Annotated in this window: 23 protein-coding genes and 1 other annotated feature; of the genes, 4 read left to right on the top strand and 19 right to left on the bottom strand. The window is 37.0% G+C overall.

Annotated elements, in window-relative coordinates:
• Positions 1-37 precede the first annotated feature (37 nt).
• The 5 genes from H131_RS03725 to H131_RS03705 all read right to left on the bottom strand — a co-directional run bounded on the left by H131_RS03725 (position 38) and on the right by H131_RS03705 (position 4690).
• A complete protein-coding gene (locus H131_RS03725) occupies positions 38-451 on the bottom strand; it encodes a VOC family protein (protein ID WP_010857718.1) in 414 nt (137 codons plus the stop codon).
• A gap of 113 nt (positions 452-564) precedes the next feature.
• Positions 565-1827, bottom strand: coding sequence for an MFS transporter (locus H131_RS03720; RefSeq protein WP_419185147.1), 1263 nt, complete (start codon positions 1825-1827; stop codon positions 565-567).
• 69 nt (positions 1828-1896) lie between these two features.
• Positions 1897-2143, bottom strand: a binding site (T-box leader).
• Positions 2144-2342: 199 nt separating this feature from the next.
• On the bottom strand, positions 2343-2984 hold the full coding sequence (locus H131_RS03715) for a 3-oxoacid CoA-transferase subunit B (RefSeq protein ID WP_010857716.1): 642 nt from the start codon (positions 2982-2984) through the stop codon (positions 2343-2345).
• Positions 2984-3691: a CoA transferase subunit A gene (locus H131_RS03710; protein WP_010857715.1), complete on the bottom strand. Its 708-nt coding sequence runs from the start codon at positions 3689-3691 to the stop codon at positions 2984-2986. The genes H131_RS03715 and H131_RS03710 overlap by 1 nt, the downstream gene beginning before the upstream one ends.
• Before the next feature lie 117 nt (positions 3692-3808).
• Positions 3809-4690, bottom strand: coding sequence for a LysR family transcriptional regulator (locus tag H131_RS03705; protein WP_010857714.1), 882 nt, complete (start codon positions 4688-4690; stop codon positions 3809-3811).
• A gap of 306 nt (positions 4691-4996) precedes the next feature.
• Here H131_RS03705 and H131_RS03700 point away from each other — a divergent pair, with 306 nt between their 5' ends.
• Positions 4997-6310, top strand: coding sequence for a short-chain fatty acid transporter (locus H131_RS03700; protein WP_010857713.1), 1314 nt, complete (start codon positions 4997-4999; stop codon positions 6308-6310).
• A gap of 88 nt (positions 6311-6398) precedes the next feature.
• On the opposite strand, the gene H131_RS24200 is transcribed toward H131_RS03700, so the two are convergent.
• Both H131_RS24200 and H131_RS03695 read right to left on the bottom strand, forming a co-directional pair.
• The gene (locus H131_RS24200) at positions 6399-6569 is read right to left on the bottom strand and encodes a hypothetical protein (RefSeq protein ID WP_010857712.1); all 171 of its coding nucleotides are present in this window, start codon (positions 6567-6569) and stop codon (positions 6399-6401) included.
• Between the two features lie 422 nt (positions 6570-6991).
• A complete protein-coding gene (locus H131_RS03695; protein ID WP_010857711.1) occupies positions 6992-7630 on the bottom strand; it encodes a LysE family translocator in 639 nt (212 codons plus the stop codon).
• 175 nt (positions 7631-7805) lie between these two features.
• Between H131_RS03695 and H131_RS03690 the strand changes: the two genes are divergently transcribed.
• A complete protein-coding gene (locus H131_RS03690; protein ID WP_010857710.1) occupies positions 7806-8231 on the top strand; it encodes an SRPBCC family protein in 426 nt (141 codons plus the stop codon).
• Positions 8228-8548, top strand: a complete 321-nt coding sequence (locus H131_RS03685) for an ArsR/SmtB family transcription factor (RefSeq protein WP_010857709.1) — start codon at positions 8228-8230, stop codon at positions 8546-8548. Before H131_RS03690 ends, H131_RS03685 begins: the two co-directional genes overlap by 4 nt.
• A 64-nt stretch (positions 8549-8612) precedes the next feature.
• Here H131_RS03685 and H131_RS03680 read toward each other — a convergent pair whose 3' ends face one another.
• The 7 genes from H131_RS03680 to H131_RS03650 form a co-directional block, all read right to left on the bottom strand.
• Positions 8613-9392 (bottom strand): YqhG family protein, encoded by a 780-nt coding sequence (locus H131_RS03680; protein WP_010857708.1) that lies wholly within the window; start codon positions 9390-9392, stop codon positions 8613-8615.
• 19 nt (positions 9393-9411) lie between these two features.
• Positions 9412-10923 carry a DEAD/DEAH box helicase gene (locus tag H131_RS03675; protein WP_036129787.1) on the bottom strand — a complete coding sequence of 504 codons (1512 nt, stop codon included), beginning with the start codon at positions 10921-10923 and terminating at the stop codon, positions 9412-9414.
• Between the two features lie 649 nt (positions 10924-11572).
• Positions 11573-12253 carry a cyclase family protein gene (locus tag H131_RS03670; RefSeq protein WP_010857706.1) on the bottom strand — a complete coding sequence of 227 codons (681 nt, stop codon included), beginning with the start codon at positions 12251-12253 and terminating at the stop codon, positions 11573-11575.
• Positions 12254-13318 (bottom strand): zinc-dependent alcohol dehydrogenase, encoded by a 1065-nt coding sequence (locus H131_RS03665; RefSeq protein ID WP_010857705.1) that lies wholly within the window; start codon positions 13316-13318, stop codon positions 12254-12256. It lies immediately after the preceding gene.
• A gap of 57 nt (positions 13319-13375) precedes the next feature.
• Positions 13376-14275: a 3-hydroxyacyl-CoA dehydrogenase NAD-binding domain-containing protein gene (locus H131_RS03660; RefSeq protein ID WP_268890959.1), complete on the bottom strand. Its 900-nt coding sequence runs from the start codon at positions 14273-14275 to the stop codon at positions 13376-13378.
• Positions 14256-14885 (bottom strand): carboxymuconolactone decarboxylase family protein, encoded by a 630-nt coding sequence (locus H131_RS03655; RefSeq protein ID WP_010857703.1) that lies wholly within the window; start codon positions 14883-14885, stop codon positions 14256-14258. The genes H131_RS03660 and H131_RS03655 overlap by 20 nt, the downstream gene beginning before the upstream one ends.
• A 221-nt stretch (positions 14886-15106) precedes the next feature.
• Positions 15107-16438 carry a short-chain fatty acid transporter gene (locus H131_RS03650; RefSeq protein WP_010857702.1) on the bottom strand — a complete coding sequence of 444 codons (1332 nt, stop codon included), beginning with the start codon at positions 16436-16438 and terminating at the stop codon, positions 15107-15109.
• Positions 16439-16547: 109 nt separating this feature from the next.
• Between H131_RS03650 and H131_RS03645 the strand changes: the two genes are divergently transcribed.
• Positions 16548-16874, top strand: coding sequence for a DUF3870 domain-containing protein (locus H131_RS03645; protein ID WP_010857701.1), 327 nt, complete (start codon positions 16548-16550; stop codon positions 16872-16874).
• Positions 16875-16908: 34 nt separating this feature from the next.
• Here the strand turns inward: H131_RS03645 and H131_RS03640 are convergent, their stop codons facing one another.
• The 5 genes from H131_RS03640 to H131_RS03620 all read right to left on the bottom strand — a co-directional run bounded on the left by H131_RS03640 (position 16909) and on the right by H131_RS03620 (position 21197).
• Positions 16909-18102: a thiolase family protein gene (locus tag H131_RS03640; protein ID WP_010857700.1), complete on the bottom strand. Its 1194-nt coding sequence runs from the start codon at positions 18100-18102 to the stop codon at positions 16909-16911.
• 12 nt (positions 18103-18114) lie between these two features.
• Entirely contained in the window at positions 18115-18750 is a 636-nt protein-coding gene (locus tag H131_RS03635; RefSeq protein WP_010857699.1) for a 3-oxoacid CoA-transferase subunit B, read from the bottom strand.
• Positions 18743-19429 carry a CoA transferase subunit A gene (locus H131_RS03630; RefSeq protein WP_010857698.1) on the bottom strand — a complete coding sequence of 229 codons (687 nt, stop codon included), beginning with the start codon at positions 19427-19429 and terminating at the stop codon, positions 18743-18745. The genes H131_RS03635 and H131_RS03630 overlap by 8 nt, the downstream gene beginning before the upstream one ends.
• A 13-nt stretch (positions 19430-19442) precedes the next feature.
• Positions 19443-20159 carry a carboxymuconolactone decarboxylase family protein gene (locus H131_RS03625; RefSeq protein WP_010857697.1) on the bottom strand — a complete coding sequence of 239 codons (717 nt, stop codon included), beginning with the start codon at positions 20157-20159 and terminating at the stop codon, positions 19443-19445.
• Between the two features lie 204 nt (positions 20160-20363).
• A complete protein-coding gene (locus H131_RS03620; protein ID WP_010857696.1) occupies positions 20364-21197 on the bottom strand; it encodes an alpha/beta hydrolase in 834 nt (277 codons plus the stop codon).
• Between the last annotated feature and the right edge of the window lie 257 nt (positions 21198-21454).

Here is a 21454-nt window from a genome sequence, read left to right as displayed (position 1 = left end):
AATATTTTTGAGAGAGCCCCATGCTTATAAAGATTTTTTATATCCCTGCTGTATTCATCAACACAAGACGCCAACCATCTGGGTCTTCAATTGTCATGCCCTTTTCTGCCCAATAGGGATTTTCTGGTTCAACTTCAGGATACCCCATGTGCGCCAAGCGCTTGGCAATACGCTGAATAATTTCAAGCTTTGGAATATAAAGTACCAGAAGGTTGTCTTTTGATGGTGCTGGGCATGGGCTACCTTCAATATGCTCCGTAAACTCCAAATGATAGCTGGTGTTTGGAAGGCCAATCATCAAACCATTATAACCTCGATGTCCGGTGAAAGAGCCTACCTTTTCTAATCCTAGCCCTTCGCAATAGAATTTTTCAATTTCATTTAATTTATCAGTGGGTCTTGCAACACGCACCTGCGCTACCTGTAGTTCCTTTGTCCATTGTTGTTTCATATTTATCTCCTTTTCGAACATTATATAATTGAAAAACAGGAATGGAGAACAGTCAATGGTCTGAATAGAGTATTGTTTTGACCTCGCTGTTCTACACTGTAATACCCGTGAAACTATTGAAATGAATCATTAACCTCAGAAGTGTTAGCATAAAATTTATTTTTAGAGCGTTGAATATTACAAATAAATAATTTAGTTGCTACTAGTAACATTATCATTGAGCCTGAAACGACAACAGCTCGAATAGACAACACTTCGGACGCAACACCAAAAATAGCAGTGACAATAATGATTAGAACAGCTTCCACTAGACCATAAATACCCCCTATTCTGCCCATAACATTCACAGGGATATTATTTTGATAAAAAGTATAAAAACCTGTATTTGCAAAGGCCGTAGCAAATGACAAAATAAAGCACCCCATCGATGCTAGTATAAATGTATATGATAATGAGAAAATTATATAACCACAAGCAGTTATTAACGAACCCATTCCAATAAGCCAAGAAGTAGGTATTTTTTCAACAATAATCGTATTTGTTAATGAACCAATTAATACCCCTCCACCAGCAATGCTCACTAAAATTCCATATTGACCTTCAGATAAAGAAAGCACCTGAGTGGCAAATGCCGCTTCTAAAGAATCCGTAGCTGTCATCATGACAATCATGGCACTAAATAAAAAGTAAATAGTCATGATATACGAATATTTCCCACTAAATCTTAGAACAAGTTTCCAATCTTCTTTTAATAATTTAATAGATAATTTATTTTCTGCTTTCTCAACAAGTTGTTTAGACGCTTCAACATTCGGCATTGCGAGCGTGAATAAAGCCGATAGAAATAAAGCGATGGCATTCATATAAATAGCCATATTAGGTGTACCTATTGTAAATATCAAGCCAGCTATTGCTGGTCCTGTCACAAACGCACCTGAATCCAATAAACTGCGCAAAGCGTTAAATTGTTTTCTTTGTTCGATTGGTATTAACTTCGTAATATAGGTCATAGATGTTGGATGATAGATAGAACTGAAAATAGTGATTAAAAAAACCATACCATATATAAAAACTAAAGAAGAAGCAAAAGGCAATACTGCAATGAATAAAGCCTGCAACATATTCAGTACTATCATGAGATATTTCTTATTTAAACGATCAATTACACTACCTGACCAAATATTCGTACAAACTGTCGATAAAGCCCTAATAATATATAAGCCAGAAACAGCAAGAGCTGATTCCGTGATGTTCAAAACAATGAGATTTAAGGCTATAAAATAGATCCAACTTCCCACACTTGACACACCAATACTAAATAGTAAAATAATTGGGTACCGCCAAGTTTTTAATAATAATTTGATATTCAATTCCATTCCTCCTAGCTATTCATCAAATAATATTTCATTTAAACAAAAAAAATCTCATCCCCAAGACGTTAACGTCTTGGGGACGAGATTTTTAATCGCGGTACCACCCCTGTTTGTTAATATGTCACCATATTAACCTTATCAGGTACAACAAACTATACCCTAGCTCTATAACAGGAGCTCCTGTCACACTATCCCCCTATTTGGGTTCCAATGTGCTGCTCAGAGGCTTGGTTCAATAAAATTTGTCTTACTCCCTTTCAGCTACCGGAGTTCTCTGTAAAGAATTAATTTTATTTACTCTTCTCTTCATAGCATATGTAACATTATTAAACTTTTTGTGAAACAAATTTCAATATAATTCTAAATAATATATATGATAACATTATCTCTTGTCAATACTTGGAACTATGGAAATTTGCTCTCATAGCACATGAATGATGACCTGACCTTTTCGTTATGGTTTTGCTGTTGCATATAAAAAACCAGATCACTTTGAATAGTGAACTGGCTTTAATAAATTACTCTATCAGTGCGACTGTAAATGACGCCGAGGTCTTCTCCTTCACTTCCTCCAGAGTTACACCTTCCGTTAGTTCAATAAGTTCCATGCCTTCAGCTGTAAAATCAAAAACCGCTAAGTCTGTTATTAATCTATGAACAACACCTTTTCCTGTCAAAGGTAGCTCACATTCCTTTTTGATCTTCGACTCGCCGTTTTTATTGACATGCTCCATAACGACAATTACTCTTTTTGCTCCAACGACAAGATCCATGGCACCACCCATGCCCTTCACCATTTTCCCAGGGATCATCCAGTTGGCAAGATCACCTGTTTCAGATACTTCCATGCCACCTAAAATAGCAAGATCTATATGACCACCACGAATCATGGCAAAAGATTCAGCGCTGTCAAAAAAGGATGCACCCGGCACAACTGTAACCGTTTCCTTCCCTGCATTGATCAAATCAGCATCTACCGCCCCCTCTTCCGGGTAGGGACCAATGCCTAATAGACCATTTTCGGATTGTAAAAGTACGTCATAATCTGCCGGGATTGCATTTGCCACAAGCGTTGGGATACCAATACCTAGATTGACATTCATGCCATTTTGTATTTCTTGTACAGCTCTGTCTACAATTCTTTGTCTTGTATCGCCCATCATGCTTCCCCCTTTTTCACCGTTAGACGCTCAATACGTTTTTCATAATTTTCACCTAATAACACACGTTGTACAAAAACGCCTGGTGTATGAATATGATCCGGATCCAGTTCACCAACTTCAACAATCTCTTCTACTTCCGCAATAGTAATTTTCCCTGCCATTGCCGCTAATGGATTAAAATTACGTGATGTTTTACGATAAACGAGATTGCCTAGCTTGTCTGCTTTCCATGCCTTCACAAGTGCAAAGTCACCGACAATACCCTTTTCTAATATATAATCCTTGCCATCAAAAACTTTTACTTCTTTGCCTTCAGCAATTGGCGTTCCAACCCCTGTAGCCGTGTAAAAACCAGGAATACCTGCTCCTCCAGCACGTATACGCTCTGCCAATGTTCCTTGCGGCGTTAATTCAACTTCAAGCTCTCCACTTAAAAATTGCTGCTCAAAGATTTTATTTTCTCCTACATAGGATGCAATCATTTTTTTTATTTGTTTATTGGCTAATAATAACCCTAATCCCCAATCATCTATCCCACAGTTATTACTAACAACAGTTAAATCCTTTGTGCCCTTATGCTCTAATGCCGAAATTGCCTTTTCAGGAATGCCACATAAGCCAAATCCCCCTACAACTACTGTGTCTCCATCTTTAATATCAGCAATGACTTCCTCGAACGAATTCCACACTTTCCCGATCCCCATATCGAAACCCCCTAAAATTGCTCGTTTATTAAGAAAAATTCTACATCATTATCATTTTATAAGTAAAGGAATTAATTTGAATACTATTTATTCCAAAAGGGCATAAATCTATTTTTCTTACTCTTCTTGCGAACTAATGGTCTTTAACAATTGCTTTAGCGCATAGGATTGATATGTATTTTTCTTCGTAATGACACCTAAACGCCAAGGCATATCAAAATTAAGCAATGGAATAATTTTCACATTTCGATTCGTTTGCTTAGCTGCAATCGAATAAGGTAAAAGTGTTACGCCTAAATTTGATGATACAAGTTCCACAATTAAATCCCATTGAGAGCTCTTGTAACCAATTAATGGATTAAAACCAGCACTTTTACATGATTTAATGACATAATCATGTAAGGTAAATTCTTCTGTTAAAGTAATGAATGATTCATTCTTTAAGTCTTGCAGTAAAATATGATCTTGTGTTGCTAATGGATGTTGCTCATTAATGAAAACAAAAAACTGATCCTCCACAAATGATTGCACCGTGAATTTCCTTTCATCTGTTGGTAGAACGACAATCCCCATATCAACCTCGCCGTTCTCCACTAAAGTGCCAATCATTTTGGCCCCTCGTTCCACTAGCTCTAAGTGAACTTCTGGATACCGTTTATGAAATTTCCGGGCAATCTCAGGGAAAAATAAAGTGCCAATTAAAGGTGGAATTCCTAATTTAATAGAACCTGTTTTAATGTTCAGTAAATCATCCAGTAGTATATGTAAATCATGAACAGATCGCATAATTTTCTGCCCTTGTTTATAAGCGATGTTTCCTGCATCGGTTAAATCCACATTACGAGTTGATCGGTTTAATAATTCCACATGCAGTGTGTCTTCTAATTTTTTAATACTCTTGCTCAAAGATGGCTGTGATACGAAAGATTCACTTGCCGCCTTGGTAAAACTTCCATGCTCAACAACAGCCATAAATGCTTTTAAATCTCTTAACTCCATATAAAAGCCCCTCATTTATTCTATTTTGTTATAAAAAATTCTTAAAAAGTCTCATTTAGTAATAAATTCGATGCAAATTTTTTTAAACCTTCTTCTAATAGTTAACTACGATAAATACAATAGCGATAAGGTTTTCAATATCTAAAACAATATTTAACTATGGTATTTCTGTAAACACAATTCACAATAATAATTCTATTTAAAGCTTTATTTATCGTTATTTGCGCCAATTTTCTCTTTATTTACACAATTCCCTATGTAATATTATGAATATGGGATGGTAGAAAAAGAAAGGGGATTTTTTAAGTGAAAACGTTAACTAAATTTTCGAATACTATTATGGAAAAGTATTTGCCTGATCCATACATATTTGTCACTATACTCACGGTGCTAGTTTTATTATTAGGCGTTACATTAACAGACTCTTCCCCACTTGATATGGTCACATACTGGGGAGATGGTTTTTGGGGACTGTTGGCCTTTACAATGCAAATGGTGATTGTACTTGCTGCGGGACATATTTTAGCTAATAGCCCCGTATTTAAAAAAGGCTTATCATCGATTGCTAGTAAAATAAAAACGCCAAGTATGGCTATTATTATTGTTACATTTGTCTCTCTAATCGCTTGCTGGATTAACTGGGGATTCGGTCTAGTTATCGGTGCACTCTTCGCAAAAGAAATAGCACGTCATGTAAAAAAAGTAGATTACCGTTTACTCATTGCTAGTGCCTATTCAGGATTTGTTATATGGCATGGCGGTTTAGCAGGCTCAGTGCCTCTTTCCATTGCAACAGATGGGCACACTTTTGCGGATATTATGGGCGTTGTACCAACAAAAGTTACATTGTTTTCATCATATAACTTATTTATTGTCATTATCATTATTTTAACTTTACCATTCTTTAATCGTTGGATGATGCCAAAGGAAGAAGATGTTGTAGAAGTCGACCCTTCTTTATTAACGGTAGAGAAAGTTGAACTTCCTCCAGCTGAAAAGAATTTTGCAAGTCGTTCTGAGCGCAGTTACATTTTAACTATTTTAATTGGCGCTATTGGTCTTATTTATTTAACACATCATTTTTTAACAAAGGGTTTTGTCTTAGATTTAAATGTCGTTAATACTATTTTCATTGTGCTAGGTATTATTTTTCATGGTACGCCACAACGTTTTCTTGCCGCTGCACAAGATGCCATCAAAACGACGACCGGAATCGTTTTCCAATTCCCGTTTTATGCAGGTATCATGGGGATGATGACTGCTTCTGGTTTAGCAGCTGTATTCTCCGGATGGTTTGTGAACATTTCAAACGAGCATACTTTCTATTTATTCACATTTTTCTCTGCAGGACTTGTCAATTTCTTTGTGCCATCGGGCGGCGGTCAGTGGGCTGTTCAAGCTCCGATTATGTTAGATGCTGCAACTAAATTAGGTGCCGATTATGCTAAAACTGCAATGGCAATTGCTTGGGGCGATGCTTGGACAAATATGATTCAACCATTTTGGGCTTTGCCAGCACTTGCCATTGCAGGTTTAAAAGCAAAGGATATCATGGGATTCTGTCTATTCATCCTTATCTATACCGGCGTTATCATTAGCATCGGTTTCCTTTTCTTCTAAAGTACTATATGACGATAAAAGGGATTCGGAATGTAATCATTCCGAATCCCTTTTGAAATTTTTCAGAAATATTAATTACAAATGGCCTCTATTGACGAGAGTAGTACTCTAAAGGGTGAATGTCTTCTTCACATAATGGATAGATAACAATAAAATCAAGCGCAGCTTCCAATTTGCGTACTAAATGTTCTTCAGGCATCATTTGATCAACTGTCAGCATTTCTAATCGATGTAATTCATTATTACTATTTTTCGTCACCTATCCATCACCTCAATCATTTATAGACGTTCACTAGTTGATTGGAGCGCAGGTGGCGGCTTCTGCGGGAAAAGCATGAGCTGAAGGCCTTACAGGAGAGAAGCGACGAGGAGACTGAAGCCATGCCCACAAAAAGCGTCCGCCATAGCGGAAATCAACGGTTTCATATAGAGGCTTCTATTTTTAAAAGAAAAAATACTGTAAACAATAAGTTCATTATTCTATTTTTCGTCATCTTACCCATCATCTCAATCATCGATAGACGACCACGAGTTGATTGGAGCGTATGCGGCGACTCCCGCGGAAAGCGTCCGCCGTAGCGGAAATCAACGGGTCCATATAGAGTCTTCTATTTTTAAAAGAGCAAACACTGTAAATAAACTCCATTTTTTTGAATTTGTCGTCAGTCTGAAAGCCCATGATTAATGGGCTTTTTCTAATGCAAGCTTAATGCCAAATCCAATTAAAATTGTACCTGTCAGTCCCTCAATAACAGTCTTCGTTGTCGGCTTTTTCATAAATGCACTGATTTTATCCAACAAGTATACATAAAACACAAACCAAAGGACTGTTATAGCAGTATAAATGAGTCCCATGATTAGAAATGGCAGAAACGTGGCGCTTGTGGCATCTACGAATTGTGGTAAAAACGTTAAGAAAAATACTGCAACTTTAGGATTCGTTATATTCGTCAAAAATCCTTGTTTGAAACAAGATTGATGTGCGTATTTATGATCGATTTGCTTCTCATCATGTAACACAGGAGGCTGCGAGCGTATTGTTTTCAATGTCCATAATGTTTTCACACCCAAATAACATAAATATACCGCACCTACGTATTTTAAAACTGCAAATACATATGCTGACTTTACAATAATTGCAGAAAGGCCTATAACCGCAGCACACGTATGAATCAGTAGGCCACAGCATGAGCCGAGTATCGTTTGTATACCTCCCTTTCTACTCACAGTAAGCGTATTTTTTGTCGCAATAGCTGTATCTGGACCTGGTAAAATTACCAGCAAAACACACATCAATAAAAAAACTGAAACGTTTACCATTTTAGCCCTCCCTTAATTTCTGAAAATTTTAAAAATATTTTACCATATGAACAGCAATGCAGAAAGCAACAATTTCCAAGAAACTTCTCACGACTCATTATTATTGACATATAACCATAAGGTGTTATATATTCATAACACCTTATGGTTATATTTCAGAAGAGGAGACTTCAGCATGACTAATCAATTACAAAATATCGTCAAAACAATTACACTCAACGCACCTATTGATAAGGTGTGGGAATCGGTTACTACTGCCGAAAAACTTGGTACTTGGTTTATGCCAAATAATTTTCAAGCTATTGTAGGACATGAATTTACGTTACAATCCCCTTTTGGACCTTCTCCATGTAAGGTTGAACAAGTGGATGCACCACATTTTGTGCGTTTCGCTTGGGATACGGATGGATGGTTTGTAACATTTGAACTTGAACAAATTGGAGAACAAACAACATTTACCTTAACACATGGTGGTTGGAAAGAGGCATCTCATACTATTCCGAAAGCCCAAATGTCAGCAGAAGCTGTTCGAGAGAAAATGGTCGGTGGCTGGACAATGATTATCGGTCAAAGATTAAAAGAGGTTGTTGAAACAAAATGACACAACTTGCTGAAAAGTATGATGTTTTCCAAGCAATTGCTGATCCAACGAGACGTCATGTTCTACAGCTTCTTGCAGCAAGTGACAAGCCAATCACTCTCATTTCTGAGCATTTTGCCATTAGCCGTACTGCTGTCGTCAAGCATTTAAAAATATTAGAGCAGGCTGAACTAGTATCTGCCCAAAAGAAGGGTAGAGAAAAGATTTATTCATTACATGTAGAGCGCTTAAAAGAGATTGAAGACTGGTTACAGTATTTTGATTTGTTCTGGGATAATAAACTGGCTCAGTTACAACACTTTATCGAAAAAGAGTAAATAAAGATAGAATAGAGATACAAGATAATAAAAGAGCTGTCCGCGCTTTCGGACAGCTCTTCATTTATCTCATATAAAATAATCCACCATTAATAATTTCGACTTTAATTTTTGCATCGTATTGTTCTTCCAAGGCCTTCTTTTCGATCTCATAGCATTCTGGCTTTTGCTCTACATCTTCATAAAAATAATCTAAAACGCGCTGATCACGTTGCCACCTTTTTTTCGCTTGCACTGCCCAATCATGGTTATCTTGTTGGATTATCGCTTCGATTGCCGCGTCTAATCTTTGAAGCGCACGGATGGGCTTAATAATATATTGCACATGAAAAACATTCTCTGACTGAATAGCATCCAATTCCATTTTACTCAATGCCTCATGAAAGTCCTCTAAAATCATGCCTGTCATTAAGTTCATGCCAAATGAATATAACATTTCTTTTGTTCGATCGCAGCAATAGGAGACTTTATAATTCACACCAAGCCAAGGGGTAAGCATAATCTGTTCACTCGCTGCGTCAACTTTTTCAAACATTTGAACAAAATTGCCAAGCTCTCTCGTTGCTTGAAACAATTGATTAAGTCTTGGTGAACCAAAATTCACTATTTCTCCGCGAACGTTACCGGTTAGCGCCGTATGATCTGTAATAAATGTTACTTGTGCAGGATTTGGTTCACCATTCGTAGCTTCTAAGTATTGCCAATAGAAGGGGCGATTCATAATTCTTTTATCCATATCAATGGTTAATTGTACTGTGAGATAATCGTCGTCTCCCCCTAAAATATTGCAATCATTTTCCATGAAAAATTGTCTTAAATAACTGTGAACTTGCTGTGGAAACATGGCACTCCCCCCTCACATGTCAAACGGATTTTTTGAAATTTGTTAAGATAGCATCTAAGTCTCCGACTACCTTCTCAAATACATCGATTTTCGTATGGAGCAATGCCAAAATATCTTTTTCAATTGTGTCTTCTATTGCCAAATTATAAATATGCACATCGTGTTCTTGACCTAATCGGTGTACACGCCCAATACGTTGCTCAAGCTTCATGGGATTCCAAGGCAAATCGTAGTTAATGACATGGTGGCAGAATTGCAGGTTAATACCCTCCCCGCCTGCTTCAGTCGCAATAAGCACCTGCGCTTTTTCCTTAAAAAGATGCTTCATATAATCTCGCTTATTTTTATTGAACTTGCCATTAAAAAGAACGCTCGTAATGCCTTTTGAATGTAAGTACCACTGCAAGTAGATTTGGGTTGCTCGATACTCCGTAAAAATAATGACTTTATCATCTGCCTGCTCAATAATTTCTAGTGTTTTTTCAGCTTTGGAATTCACTTCTAAAGCCATTAATTTGGCAAGCATCCCTTCAATCTCTTTGGTTTCCTTACTATCTTCGAGCATTTTTGATAAAGTTAAAGCCGTTGCTTCTTTGCTACTGCACATTTCCTTTTGCAAGGTAATTAATGAGAATGAGCCTGTAGAAAGCGTTCCAAGTAAATCATAAATTTCCTTTTCCTCAGTAGTAAATTGGATGGGGATAATTTGAACGCGACGTTTTGTCCACTCGATGCCCGTGTCTTCTCTTCTATTTCTAACCATCACCTGATTAACTAATTCTTTCAAATAATCGTCATGCTCTAAATCATGCTTGCTAGCTGAAAATGCCGATTGGAATGTTTCATAATTTCCGAGATGACCTGGTTTGAGTAAAGAGATTAAATAATATAATTCAAATACATCGTTTTGAATGGGTGTGGCGGTTAATAATAAACAAAATTTTTTCTTTAAGCCTTGTACAAATTCGTAAATTAGCGTTTTATGGTTTTTCAGTTTATGGGCCTCATCAATAATAATCATGTCATAATCCTGTGCATAAATTAGCTCTTTATGTGGGCTTTTTTTTGCTGTATCCATGCTCATTATCACAATATCATAACGATCAATTGGGCAATTTTTTTTATAAGCTATTGCTGGAATATGAAATTTTTGATTCAATTCTTCTATCCATTGATTAATAAGAGAAGCTGGTGCTAAAATCAACGCTCTTTTTACAAGCCTACGAATAAGGTATTCCTTTAAGATTAAACCCGCTTCAATTGTTTTACCAAGCCCCACTTCATCAGCAAGTATCGCTTTCCCATTCATGCGTTCAATAACAGTTTCGGCCGCTTCTAGCTGATGGGTGAGCGGCGTTAAATTGGGTAAATGTTTCGTCGCTTGTAAACCTGTGAATTCGGGAATTAAATTCATTTTTACAATATCATAGCTCATCTTGTACAATGTCCAACTATCCCATTTTTCAAGATTATCTAATCTATTTATAAAGCCTTCTTCCCATTCGGACGACCTTTCTATTATCATGATCATCACCTCATGCATTTATTTCTAAGTTAGGTTGTCCAAAAAAGTAAAAGCTATGTTCGATTTTGCTCTTGTAAAAATATACATATTTTAAGTGACATTTAGATGATTTCTTGCCGTTCAAATAATTCAATTTTTGAAGTAATTTTGAGGTATTGTTCTTTATTCTATTCGATTAATATTTTCTATGAGCTTTATTAATGCCATGGTTTTTTCGAATGAATCTGGAGGAATTTTAGTTTCAAAAATGATGAGGATTTGTTGTAATAACGAGGCATAATATGGTTTAGAAGCTCTCCACAGCTCTAGGTTATATACTTTTCCTTGAGCATGCAAAGTCGCTCCGAATTTATCGCATTCGTGAACAAGCTCACTTGTTCAAAATTTTAGCGACGTTATTAAAGAATTAAACACACTAAATGTTGAGATAAAAACTTTTGTGACCTTCTCTTCATAATAATCATTTAAAAAGGGACTTTTAAAAGTCCCTTTCAGACTGTAGATAAACTAGCAAAATTGAATCAATAAGCAGTAATAATAATCGGTTCCGGAAAAGTCACTCGCTATAGGGAATCAAAGAGGATTGTCCAATGTTACTGAAAGAACTTATAAATCTAGAATTGAATAAGAGTATATTTCACATTGAATTTACAGGTTATTTCACATAGGCTACCGCTCTTACTGGAGACGCCGTTGAATTTTTCAATTTAAGCGGCAGTGCCATAAAAGTAAAACGGTCATTTAAAGGCAACTGTTCAAGATTGACTAGGTTTTCTACTATATAGATAGGAACACTCAGCAGCTTTAAATGCACTTCACGTTTCATATTGTCATGAACATCTATATTCGCTAAATCAAGACCAATACATTTTACTTGCTTCTCACATAACCAATCACCTGCACACATAGCAAAAGCATGCTCTGCAAAAAAGTCCCCTTGTCCCCACTGTGCAGTGCGTGTTCTTACTAACACAATATCATCTTGCTGTACAGTAATCCCTTGTCTTTGCTCAGCCTGTGAAAGCATCTCTGCTGTAACAGGTTCAAACGGATCTTTGAAAGAGGATACATCCAGTAAGACAGCATCCCCATAAGTTTTTGTTAAATCCATTTCAGCCGTAGATTCCCCACCTCTGATAAAGTGAAGAGGTGCATCAATATGTGTCCCACTATGATCAGACATACGTAAAAAACGAGATTCAAATCCTTCACATGGCGCTACGTATCGAAGACCGGAATTGTCAAAAGTAGATTCTTCTTGTATAGCGATCGGTGGATGTGATGTATAGGAAACTAAGCCATCATAAATTTCTAGTGTTAAATCAATAATTTTCATTTATACTTCCTCCTTAAAATGAATCACAACTTTTCCATTTAATTTGTTTAGCGCACTTTCAAAACCATGAAGACTATCTTTAAATGGAACCGTATGGGCGACTAACTTATGAAATGGATATTTTGAATCCGCTGCCATTTGTAAAACCGCTTCATAATTTGCTTGTGTAATGCCATAACTGCCTTTAATCATTATTTCACCACGTACAATTTGATCCATTGGCACAGAAAACTCAGCAGAATTGATGCCGACTAATACAAGCTGACCACCACGTTTAAGTAAACGAATGGCTTCTTTCGGAATAGCTGGATGACCCGAGCAGTCAATAATTGCATCATAGCCTGAAAACTTATCGTGAATTAGTTCCTCCGTAGTAACAAACGTTGCTTGTACACCGACCTCTTTTGCTAACTGCAAACGACTTTGATCTTGTGGCACTCCTAGCATATGTGTTTGTTCATTACCCGCTCCCACTAATATAGCTGCTACCCCTAACCCTATTGGTCCAGGTCCAATTACTAAAATGGACTTTTTCTTGTAATCAGCTACTTTTAAAACTGCGGTATAACTAACTGCTAAGGCTTCTGAAATAGCTGCCACTTCATCACACACAGCGTCGTCAATTACAATAATATTATTAACATCTGCTACCATATACTGTGCCATTCCGCCAGCCTCACGAAATCCATATCGAAGAGCTTCAGTTGGTGTTTTTATCAATTTATAGTCATTGAAATCACAGCAATTCGTATCGCCACGTTGACAATAATCACATACACCACAGCTTTTATACGGGTTAATGACCACTCTCTTATTTAAAAGTGCTTTATTGTCAGCCGCTCCCATAGCTATTACAGTTCCCGTTACTTCGTGGCCGAGCACAAGTGGGTAAGTGACCCAGTCATAGCCACCATGCCCGTCATACATATGCAAATCGCTCCCACAAATACCAACAGCACTTACCTTTAGTAAACATTCATTACGATCTAACTCCGGGACAGTATAGGTTTTAAACTGAACATCCTTTTTCTTTGTTGAACACTTTACTAATGCTTGATATTCCATCACCATATCTACTCCTATTCTGATTTCATAATTGCCGCCATCATATAAAAATCACCTCTACTGAACCAATTTAATAATATCTATTAGTGTCTTTTCTTTTTGTGCTAAATATTGTTTCTTATCGATGGATGACCAATCGTAAAAGCCTTGATCGGATTTCATCCCATATTGTTTTGCATCTATTTTTGCATGATGTATTGCAAGTGGCTTCGTGCCATTTTCTAAAGTTGGGTATACATAATCGACAATGGCATAATGCGTATCTAAACCATTTATATCCCGTTGCTCAAGTGGTCCTGTATTGGCTAACCGTACGCCTAGGCTCATTTTAGCAATAAAGTCTAACTCTTCAGCCGTTACAATTCCTTTTTCAACCAAAGACATCGCTTCTCTAGCAAGTGCACTTTGTAATCTGTTTGCTACAAAGCCCTCAATCTCCCTTTTCAACAAGATAGGCTTTTTACAAATACTCTGTAGAAATTGCATGGTAGCATTTGCCCGTTCCTGTGATGTATAAGTGCTAGGAACCACTTCTATTAAAGGGGTAATATGTGCGGGCGAAAAGAAATGCGTTCCGATTAAGCGTTCTTTATGCATCATTTTTACTGCAATATCGCTAATTAGATAACTCGAAGTATTGGTACAAAACGTAACTTCTTTTCCAAAAAATGAATCCAGTTGTTCAAATAAAGCTTGTTTTACTTGTAAATTTTCAACAATAGCTTCAAAAACAAATGTTAAACCGTCAATTTGTTCCAGTTGCTGTAAAAAAGTGATTTGTTGTAAATCCGATTGCTGCTTCAATTGCTGTAATCTTTCTATATTAGGCTCATATAAATAGACATTCACGTTATATTGGATAAAATATTTTGCTATAGCCGAGCCCATAAAGCCCCCGCCTATTATTAGAACTTTTTGCATTGTTACGTCTCCTTCTTTAAGTTTTACCTTGCTCATCATTCCAAATTGCTTGTATGCCTACCGCATAAATACATAGCGCTTTAACTTCATCTAAAACAGCGGCATTCGCACCAAGTGAAACGGCATTTGCTTTATGAATCAGAATGCCTTTTTCATAGGCTTCACAAACATTAATGGCGTACAATAATAATTCCTTCAATAACCTAGACACTGCGCCATTTCGTAAAGAAGTCGTACGGAGATTGCTATATTTTAATAAAGTATCTGGTGCGTAATCTACTAAATATTGAATCCATTTTGGTAGGACATCAAATTCTTCTTGATAGTAATCAATACATTCCTGCTGTGAGGAAAATGTAGCTATCTCTTTCCTCTCTTCAACAACCACAACGTTTCCTTGAAGCTGGATTGCATAGGTAATTGCTTCTATCCCCGATAACCAAGTGGGAATACCTCTAGAGATAATAGCTGATGCAATCAGTTCAGCAATTTCAAGGACGCCATTACCTGTTTCAACTGCCCGCTCTACGAAATACAGCATTTGTCTTTCCTCACGGCGTGCTGCAAATAAACCTACAAGTATCAGTGTTTTGTCCCTTTTTGTTAATGTACCTTCCGTTAGGAGTGCTTGATACATCGTTGACATTCATATTCCCCCCTTTATAAAAAAGACTGACTGAGCATATCATTTAAATTTTTGATGTAAAAAATCCGCTCTCTTTCTGCGGACGAACCGCAAGCCTTACAGGTGCTAGCATCTGCGGAGGCTCGCTTTTCCACAAAAGTTTAGCGAATTTTTTGCTGAATTCCTATAATACTATTACTCTTTAATTTGGAGCATCTACCGTTTTAATACAGTCCTCTCGGCTACAGTAAATATGACCAAGCTAACATTGCCACAATGTAAATAATACCTACAAAGAACATAATCATAACCAGGAACCCCATGATATCTTTTAACTTCAAGCGAGAAAGTGCTAGCGCTGGTAGAATCCAGAATGGTTGTACTAAATCGTTCCAGGCATTTCCTAACATAACGGACATTGATGTTTCCGATAAAGATGCGCCTAACTCTTTTGCTGCATCAATCATGAATGGCCCTTGTACTGCCCAGTGTCCTCCAGCTGAAGGTGCAAAGAAATTAATAAAGAATGAACTAATTAATCCCCAAAACGGCAAAGTATGCTCGTTGGATAAGTCAACGAATACTTTCGCAATGGTGTCCACTAAACCCGAAGCAGCCATGATTGCCATAATACCCGCGTAGAATGGAAATTGCAGCACAATCCCTGAAATTGTTTTAATCCCATCTGCTAAATGCTCAGCATAACGTGCAGGCGTCCCTAGTAAAATAATTCCTAAGAATAAAATGATAAAGTTTAAAATATTTAAGTTTAATGAATTACCGTTTGTGAAATATATAACAATATAAATCAGCCCTAGTGCACCAATTGTGTACGCTAAAATGCGACTATTATTCAATTTATTTGCTATCGTATTATCGACTAATAGATTTAATTTTACTTTTGGTTGATCTGCATACAATGCTGGATCAATCTCCACCACGTTTTTCGGATCTTTTGGATGCAACATCGCATTAAATAAAGGCAATGTAATTAACAGCACGACCGTTGTAATAATCATAGGTAAGCTAAAAATTGTTTCTGATAATGTAACTAAGCCCATTGCATCTTCCAAGAAGTGACCTGGAGTTGAAATTAAAATAGGGATAGAAGCCGATAAACCTAGTCCATAGAAGGTAAATCCAGAATAAGCTGCTGCAATAATCAACGGGTAATGGACCCCTTTAACTTTTAAAGCTAATTTTTTTGCAATAATCCCACCAATAACTAAACCAAATCCCCAGTTTAAGTAACTACCAATACCCCCAACAAGCGTTGCAACGATAATTGCCATTTTGGGTGTATGCACCATACTTGCAATTTTGTTTAGCAATTTATCTGTTATGGGTGCTGTAGCTAGTACATATCCCATTGCAAGAATAACAGCCATTTGCGTAGTAAATGCTAATAAATCCCAAAATCCCCCACCCCAAGCAGTTGTTAAATCCAAAAAGCCAATATCTTCAATTACTAATGCCAAAACAAACGTTAGTAATGTAAGTCCAATTGCAAATACAAATGGATCTGGTAAATACTTCTTCATTATATCTGTGAAAAAATTTGTCAACTTTTCCATACTAATTCCCCCTTGATGTGTTGAACTAATTAATTTTTGGAAGTACCTCTTTATTGCGTAAAACATGATAGAATTAACTTACAATCTATACATGTTGGAGGTCATTTCCTTGCAAAAATTAACTAGTATTTTAGTGACCGCTTATGCAAAAGCACCCCAGGGCACGTCCATGTACGAGATGTACAAGCATGCCGGTATTGTGTTAGAAATTGATAAAGAAACCCATAAAATTATTGATGCAGAATTTACTTTCATTACTAATCTTGCACAAGACTTCTTTAAACGTATGTTGATTGGCTTTGATATTACAGCCAATATTGATGAATTAATTGCTCGTGTAGATGAGCACTATTATGCCCCATCAAGTGGTTCAGTCGTGGTTGCTCTAAAATCTGCTCAAAAAAGATACCTAGAAAAAATCCAAAAAGATAATTAAATTCTTCACCGAGTCAAATGTACTCGGTGTTATTTTATACTTGGCAGTTTTCAACGATCGTTGTCACACCAAGTCCCCCTGCAATGCATAATGTAACTAAACCGTAACGTTTACCTGTGCGTTCAAGCTCGTAAATAAGCTTCGTCATTAAAATAGCACCTGTTGCCCCAATGGGATGCCCCATAGCAATTGCGCCACCATTTGGATTCACACGATTTATATCTAAATCAAGTTCATTGATTACTGCGATTGATTGTGCAGCAAAAGCTTCATTTAGCTCAATGATATCGATGTCTTGAATCGATAAATTTGCCTGCTTTAATGCTTTTAATGTAGCTGGAACTGGGCCAATTCCCATAATAGATGGATCTACACCTGCCGCTGCTTGAGCAAGTATTTTTACCTTGGGCTTATAACCTAGTTCTAGAGCTTTTTCTTTCGACATTATTAATAATGCAGCTGCACCGTCATTACGCCCACTACTATTGCCTGCTGTTACTGATCCACCTTTACGAAATACAGGCTTTAACGTACTCAACTTCTCTTGACTCGTTAAAAATGGGTGCTCATCTTTTTCAAAAATTTCTACTGATTTTCGTTTTTTCACTTCGTAAGGTACAATTTGTTTGTCAAAATAGCCTTCTTGTATTGCCTGTGCTGTACGTTCTTGACTACGATGTGCGAATGCATCTTGTTCTTCACGAGAAATCGAATATTTTTCTGCTAAATTTTCTGCTGTTTCACCCATCGTTGAAATACCATAAACTTCAAACGGTTGGGAGCCTGGTTGACTTTCTGTATTCGGATCTAAGATAGCAGCATTACCAACACCATAACCATAACGAGCATTTCTTAAGTAATACGGTGCTGTACTCATAGATTCTGTTCCCCCTGCAATAATAATATCGCTGTAGCCAAGAGCAATTTGCTGTGCCGCATTATTAATGGATTGTAGGCCAGAACCACATTGGCGATGTACAGTATAACCTGGAACGGTAATTGGTAATTCAGCACGTAAAGAGGCAAGCCGCGCAACATTGGATTGATCGGCACTTTGTTTTGCTTGTCCCAAAATCACTTCCTCAATTAGAGAGGGGTCTAGCTGTGTCCGATTTAAGAGTTCACGAATAACTATTGAACCTAGAATATCTGCTGTCTCATTGATTAATGAACCACCTAACTTACCTATAGCTGTCCGAATGCCTTCTACAATAACTACTTCTTTCATGCTACTTCCCTCCTATTTCAGTGCATTGACAAAACTTGCTTCGGTGCTTGCCTCTACTTGTTGTAATGTAACTTCAGGCATTAATTCAACCAAATGTAACTGTCCATCTACATAGTTAAAAACCGCCATTTCAGTAATAATCGTATTAACGCTACGTGTTGACGTAATTGGATAAGTGCAATTCTTTAAAATCTTACTTTTCCCATCTTTTGATATATGTGTCATCGTGACAATCACCTTTTGTGCTCCGATTAGTAAATCCATCGCACCACCAACACCAATAATATTTTTCCCTGGTACTGCCCAGTTGGCGATGCGTGCTTGCTCATCTACCTGTAGTACGCCTAAAATGGCTACATCCACATGCCCCCCTCGAATCATGCCAAATGACTCTGCACTATTAAAAAAGGATGATCCAATCGCTTCTCCAACTGGCATTTTTCCGGCATTCACTACATTCGGATCAATATCCTCCTCATCCACACCTACTACACCGAGCATGCCATTCTCTGTATGAAAGTGAACATTGTCATTTTCTACATACTTTGCAACAAGTGTAGGAATACCAATCCCTAAATTAATAATTTGTCCATCTGCAACTTCCTTAGCAGCTCTTTTTGCTATTAGCTCCTGAATAGGATTAGCCATGTTCCACGACACCTTCCTTCGTTAAAATCTTTTGCGCTACAACCATTCGATCAATGAATAAATGCGGGGTAATGATTTCATCACTGCTTAGTTCGCCCGCTTCTACAATTTCATCTACCTCAACAACGACTGTCTTTGCCGCAGTTGCCATAATCGGATTAAAATTCCGAGCGGTTTTGTAATACACTAAATTCCCAAGCCTGTCTGCCTTATGTGCACGAATAATTGCAACATCCGCCTTTAACGCTTCCTCAAATACATATTCTTCACCATTGATTACTTTTGTTTCTTTGCCTATCGCCAAATCTGTTCCAACTGACGTTTTCGTATAATAACCACCAATTCCTGCACCACCAGCTCGAATCGATTCAGCTAATGTACCTTGGGGTAATAAATCAATTTCTAGTTCTCCACGTTGGAATGCCTCGCCAACATCTCGATTCCCAGTAAAGTAAGAGCCAATTGCTTTTTTTACTTTCTTTTGCTCTAGCAATTTACCAAGGCCCTTTCCTTTTTCTCCTAAATTATTGCTAATAATTGTTAAATTATTCACATCTAATTCCACTAGTGCATCGATTAAAGTGAGCGGACCACCTACTAAACCAAATCCACCAACCATTATCGTTTGGCCACTTTCTACACAAGATAAAGCCTGTTCTACGGATTCATAAATTTTCATTGTATTCACTCCATTACTTTCGGATAAGCGCATCACTAATTTCAAACCAAGAAGGAATGCCAGCTGTTAATAGGCAAATATAGCCTAGCTCTGCCAATTCTGCTTCTTCTACACCTATTTCACGTGATTGTTTCGCCCAATAATCTGTTTCCGCATTTTTCAATACGGTTGTGTAAATTCCTGTCATTAAAATATATTTCATTTGTGTTGATACAACATTGCTATCAAGTAATACATGTTTTAAAGCGTTTTCATCTTTTGCAATAAAGAAACTCATTAATTTCTCAAAATATGTCTTACTGTTATCTTTCGAAGCAAACGTACTGTAGTAGCGCACAATATCAATTGCTGAGGCTTCATGTGAAATTTTGTCAGCACTCGTATTCGTTAGCTCTAAAGCATAGTCAAATGACTGCAAGCCGATTTGTAATGCTTTTTCCCCACCATAATTAAATGCTACAAGTAAGTACTCGATTAATTCTTCGAGTGTGGCACCACCATCAATAGCGCCTTTCGTGTGGTACACCATGCTACGTGCATAATGTCTTGCAGCATTCATCCCGACTAACAAAATGTCCTTTTCCTTCACAGATAGAACACCTGGTGCCATCGCTGCTCCACGCAGTGCTGTATAGTGGTCTAACATTGCTGGATTATAGTCGTGCATTTTTTGCACCCATCCAGGTACAACATCATAAACTTTTTTGAAATACGCTAGTCCTGTTGCCATCTAATAACTCCCCTTTTTGGAAAATTTGAATAAAAAAAGGCCACACTTCCCCAAAAGACGGCATTTACCGTATGTTCAGAAAAGTGTAGCCAACAGTCAAGCAGGGAAAGTAGAAAAAGGTCTTTTTTCTAAAGCTGCTCGATAGGCATTTAAGTTTTGTTATTTAATTATTCGCATAAAATTTAAAAAACTGCAACTCTTTTTTTAGATACTCTCTAAAAAGCGCAATATTACTGGGTTAACATCTTTTCTTTCTTCAAAAACCAAAGTGTAATGATTGCTATTTGATGTGAATTTCCAAATATTTTTTGCATATTTGAGCGTTTCTATATAAGATTCAGCTAAAAATAATGCGGGCATTGCTCCAATACCACCAGTCGAATGAATTAAAAGTATTGGACATTCCACATTTTCAAAAACTGCTACAGGCTTGTAGTCATAAAAACTTTGGAAATCTAAACGAATTAATTCTTCATCAGACTTATTTTCCCAATGTCCATCTTGTACTGCAATCTCATAACGCCCAACACTTGCTAAATGATCTGTCCATTCAACGCCTAGACGACCATAAATTGCTTTTATTTCCTCGACATATGCGTCTGCTGAGTCATACGGCTTGCTAATTCGACCTAGTGAGGGCTCAACAATTTGGCGTTGATGATCTGTGCAAGTTGCTGCTCCATCAAGTAAAATGACCCCTTTTACATTTTTTCGTTTACTAGCAACATTCGCCATGATAAATGCCCCCATTGAGTAACCCATTAATATCGGTCTATCAATGTCTAACGCATCAAGCAAAGCTAATATATCTTGTGTATGTAACTCAATACTTGTATCCGCAGGTGCCGGTGCACTATTACCACGCCCTTTTAAGTCAACCGAAATAAAACGATAGTCGCCTTTTAACAGTTCAGCATAATAATGCATTTGCATATGATTGCCAGTTAAACCATGTACAGCAATAATTGTACCTTTCTCACCTGGATAATCTGCAAAATGTAGTGCGCCACCATTCACATTAATCGATTGGTATTTCATTTCCATCATCCTCCTCGTAAAATATAAAGCTATTTTTACATTGTTATTTCAAAAAAGTCAAAAAATTTTTCCCCGAAGTAATTTATTTTAAATAAATCCAGATAAATATTATTATATTTCCCTACACAATTATATTATTTCGATATAACTAAAATTACAACTAGTTTCCAATTAACTATCTTACTAATCCACGGAAAATAATTGCCACATGTATTACTTCAACGATTACATAAATTAAATTTCCCCAATTCTATTTT

It is taken from the genome of Lysinibacillus sphaericus OT4b.31, assembly GCF_000392615.1.
In the GTDB taxonomy this organism is placed as follows: domain Bacteria; phylum Bacillota; class Bacilli; order Bacillales_A; family Planococcaceae; genus Lysinibacillus; species Lysinibacillus sphaericus_B.
This window is presented reverse-complemented; position numbering and strand designations above follow the sequence as displayed.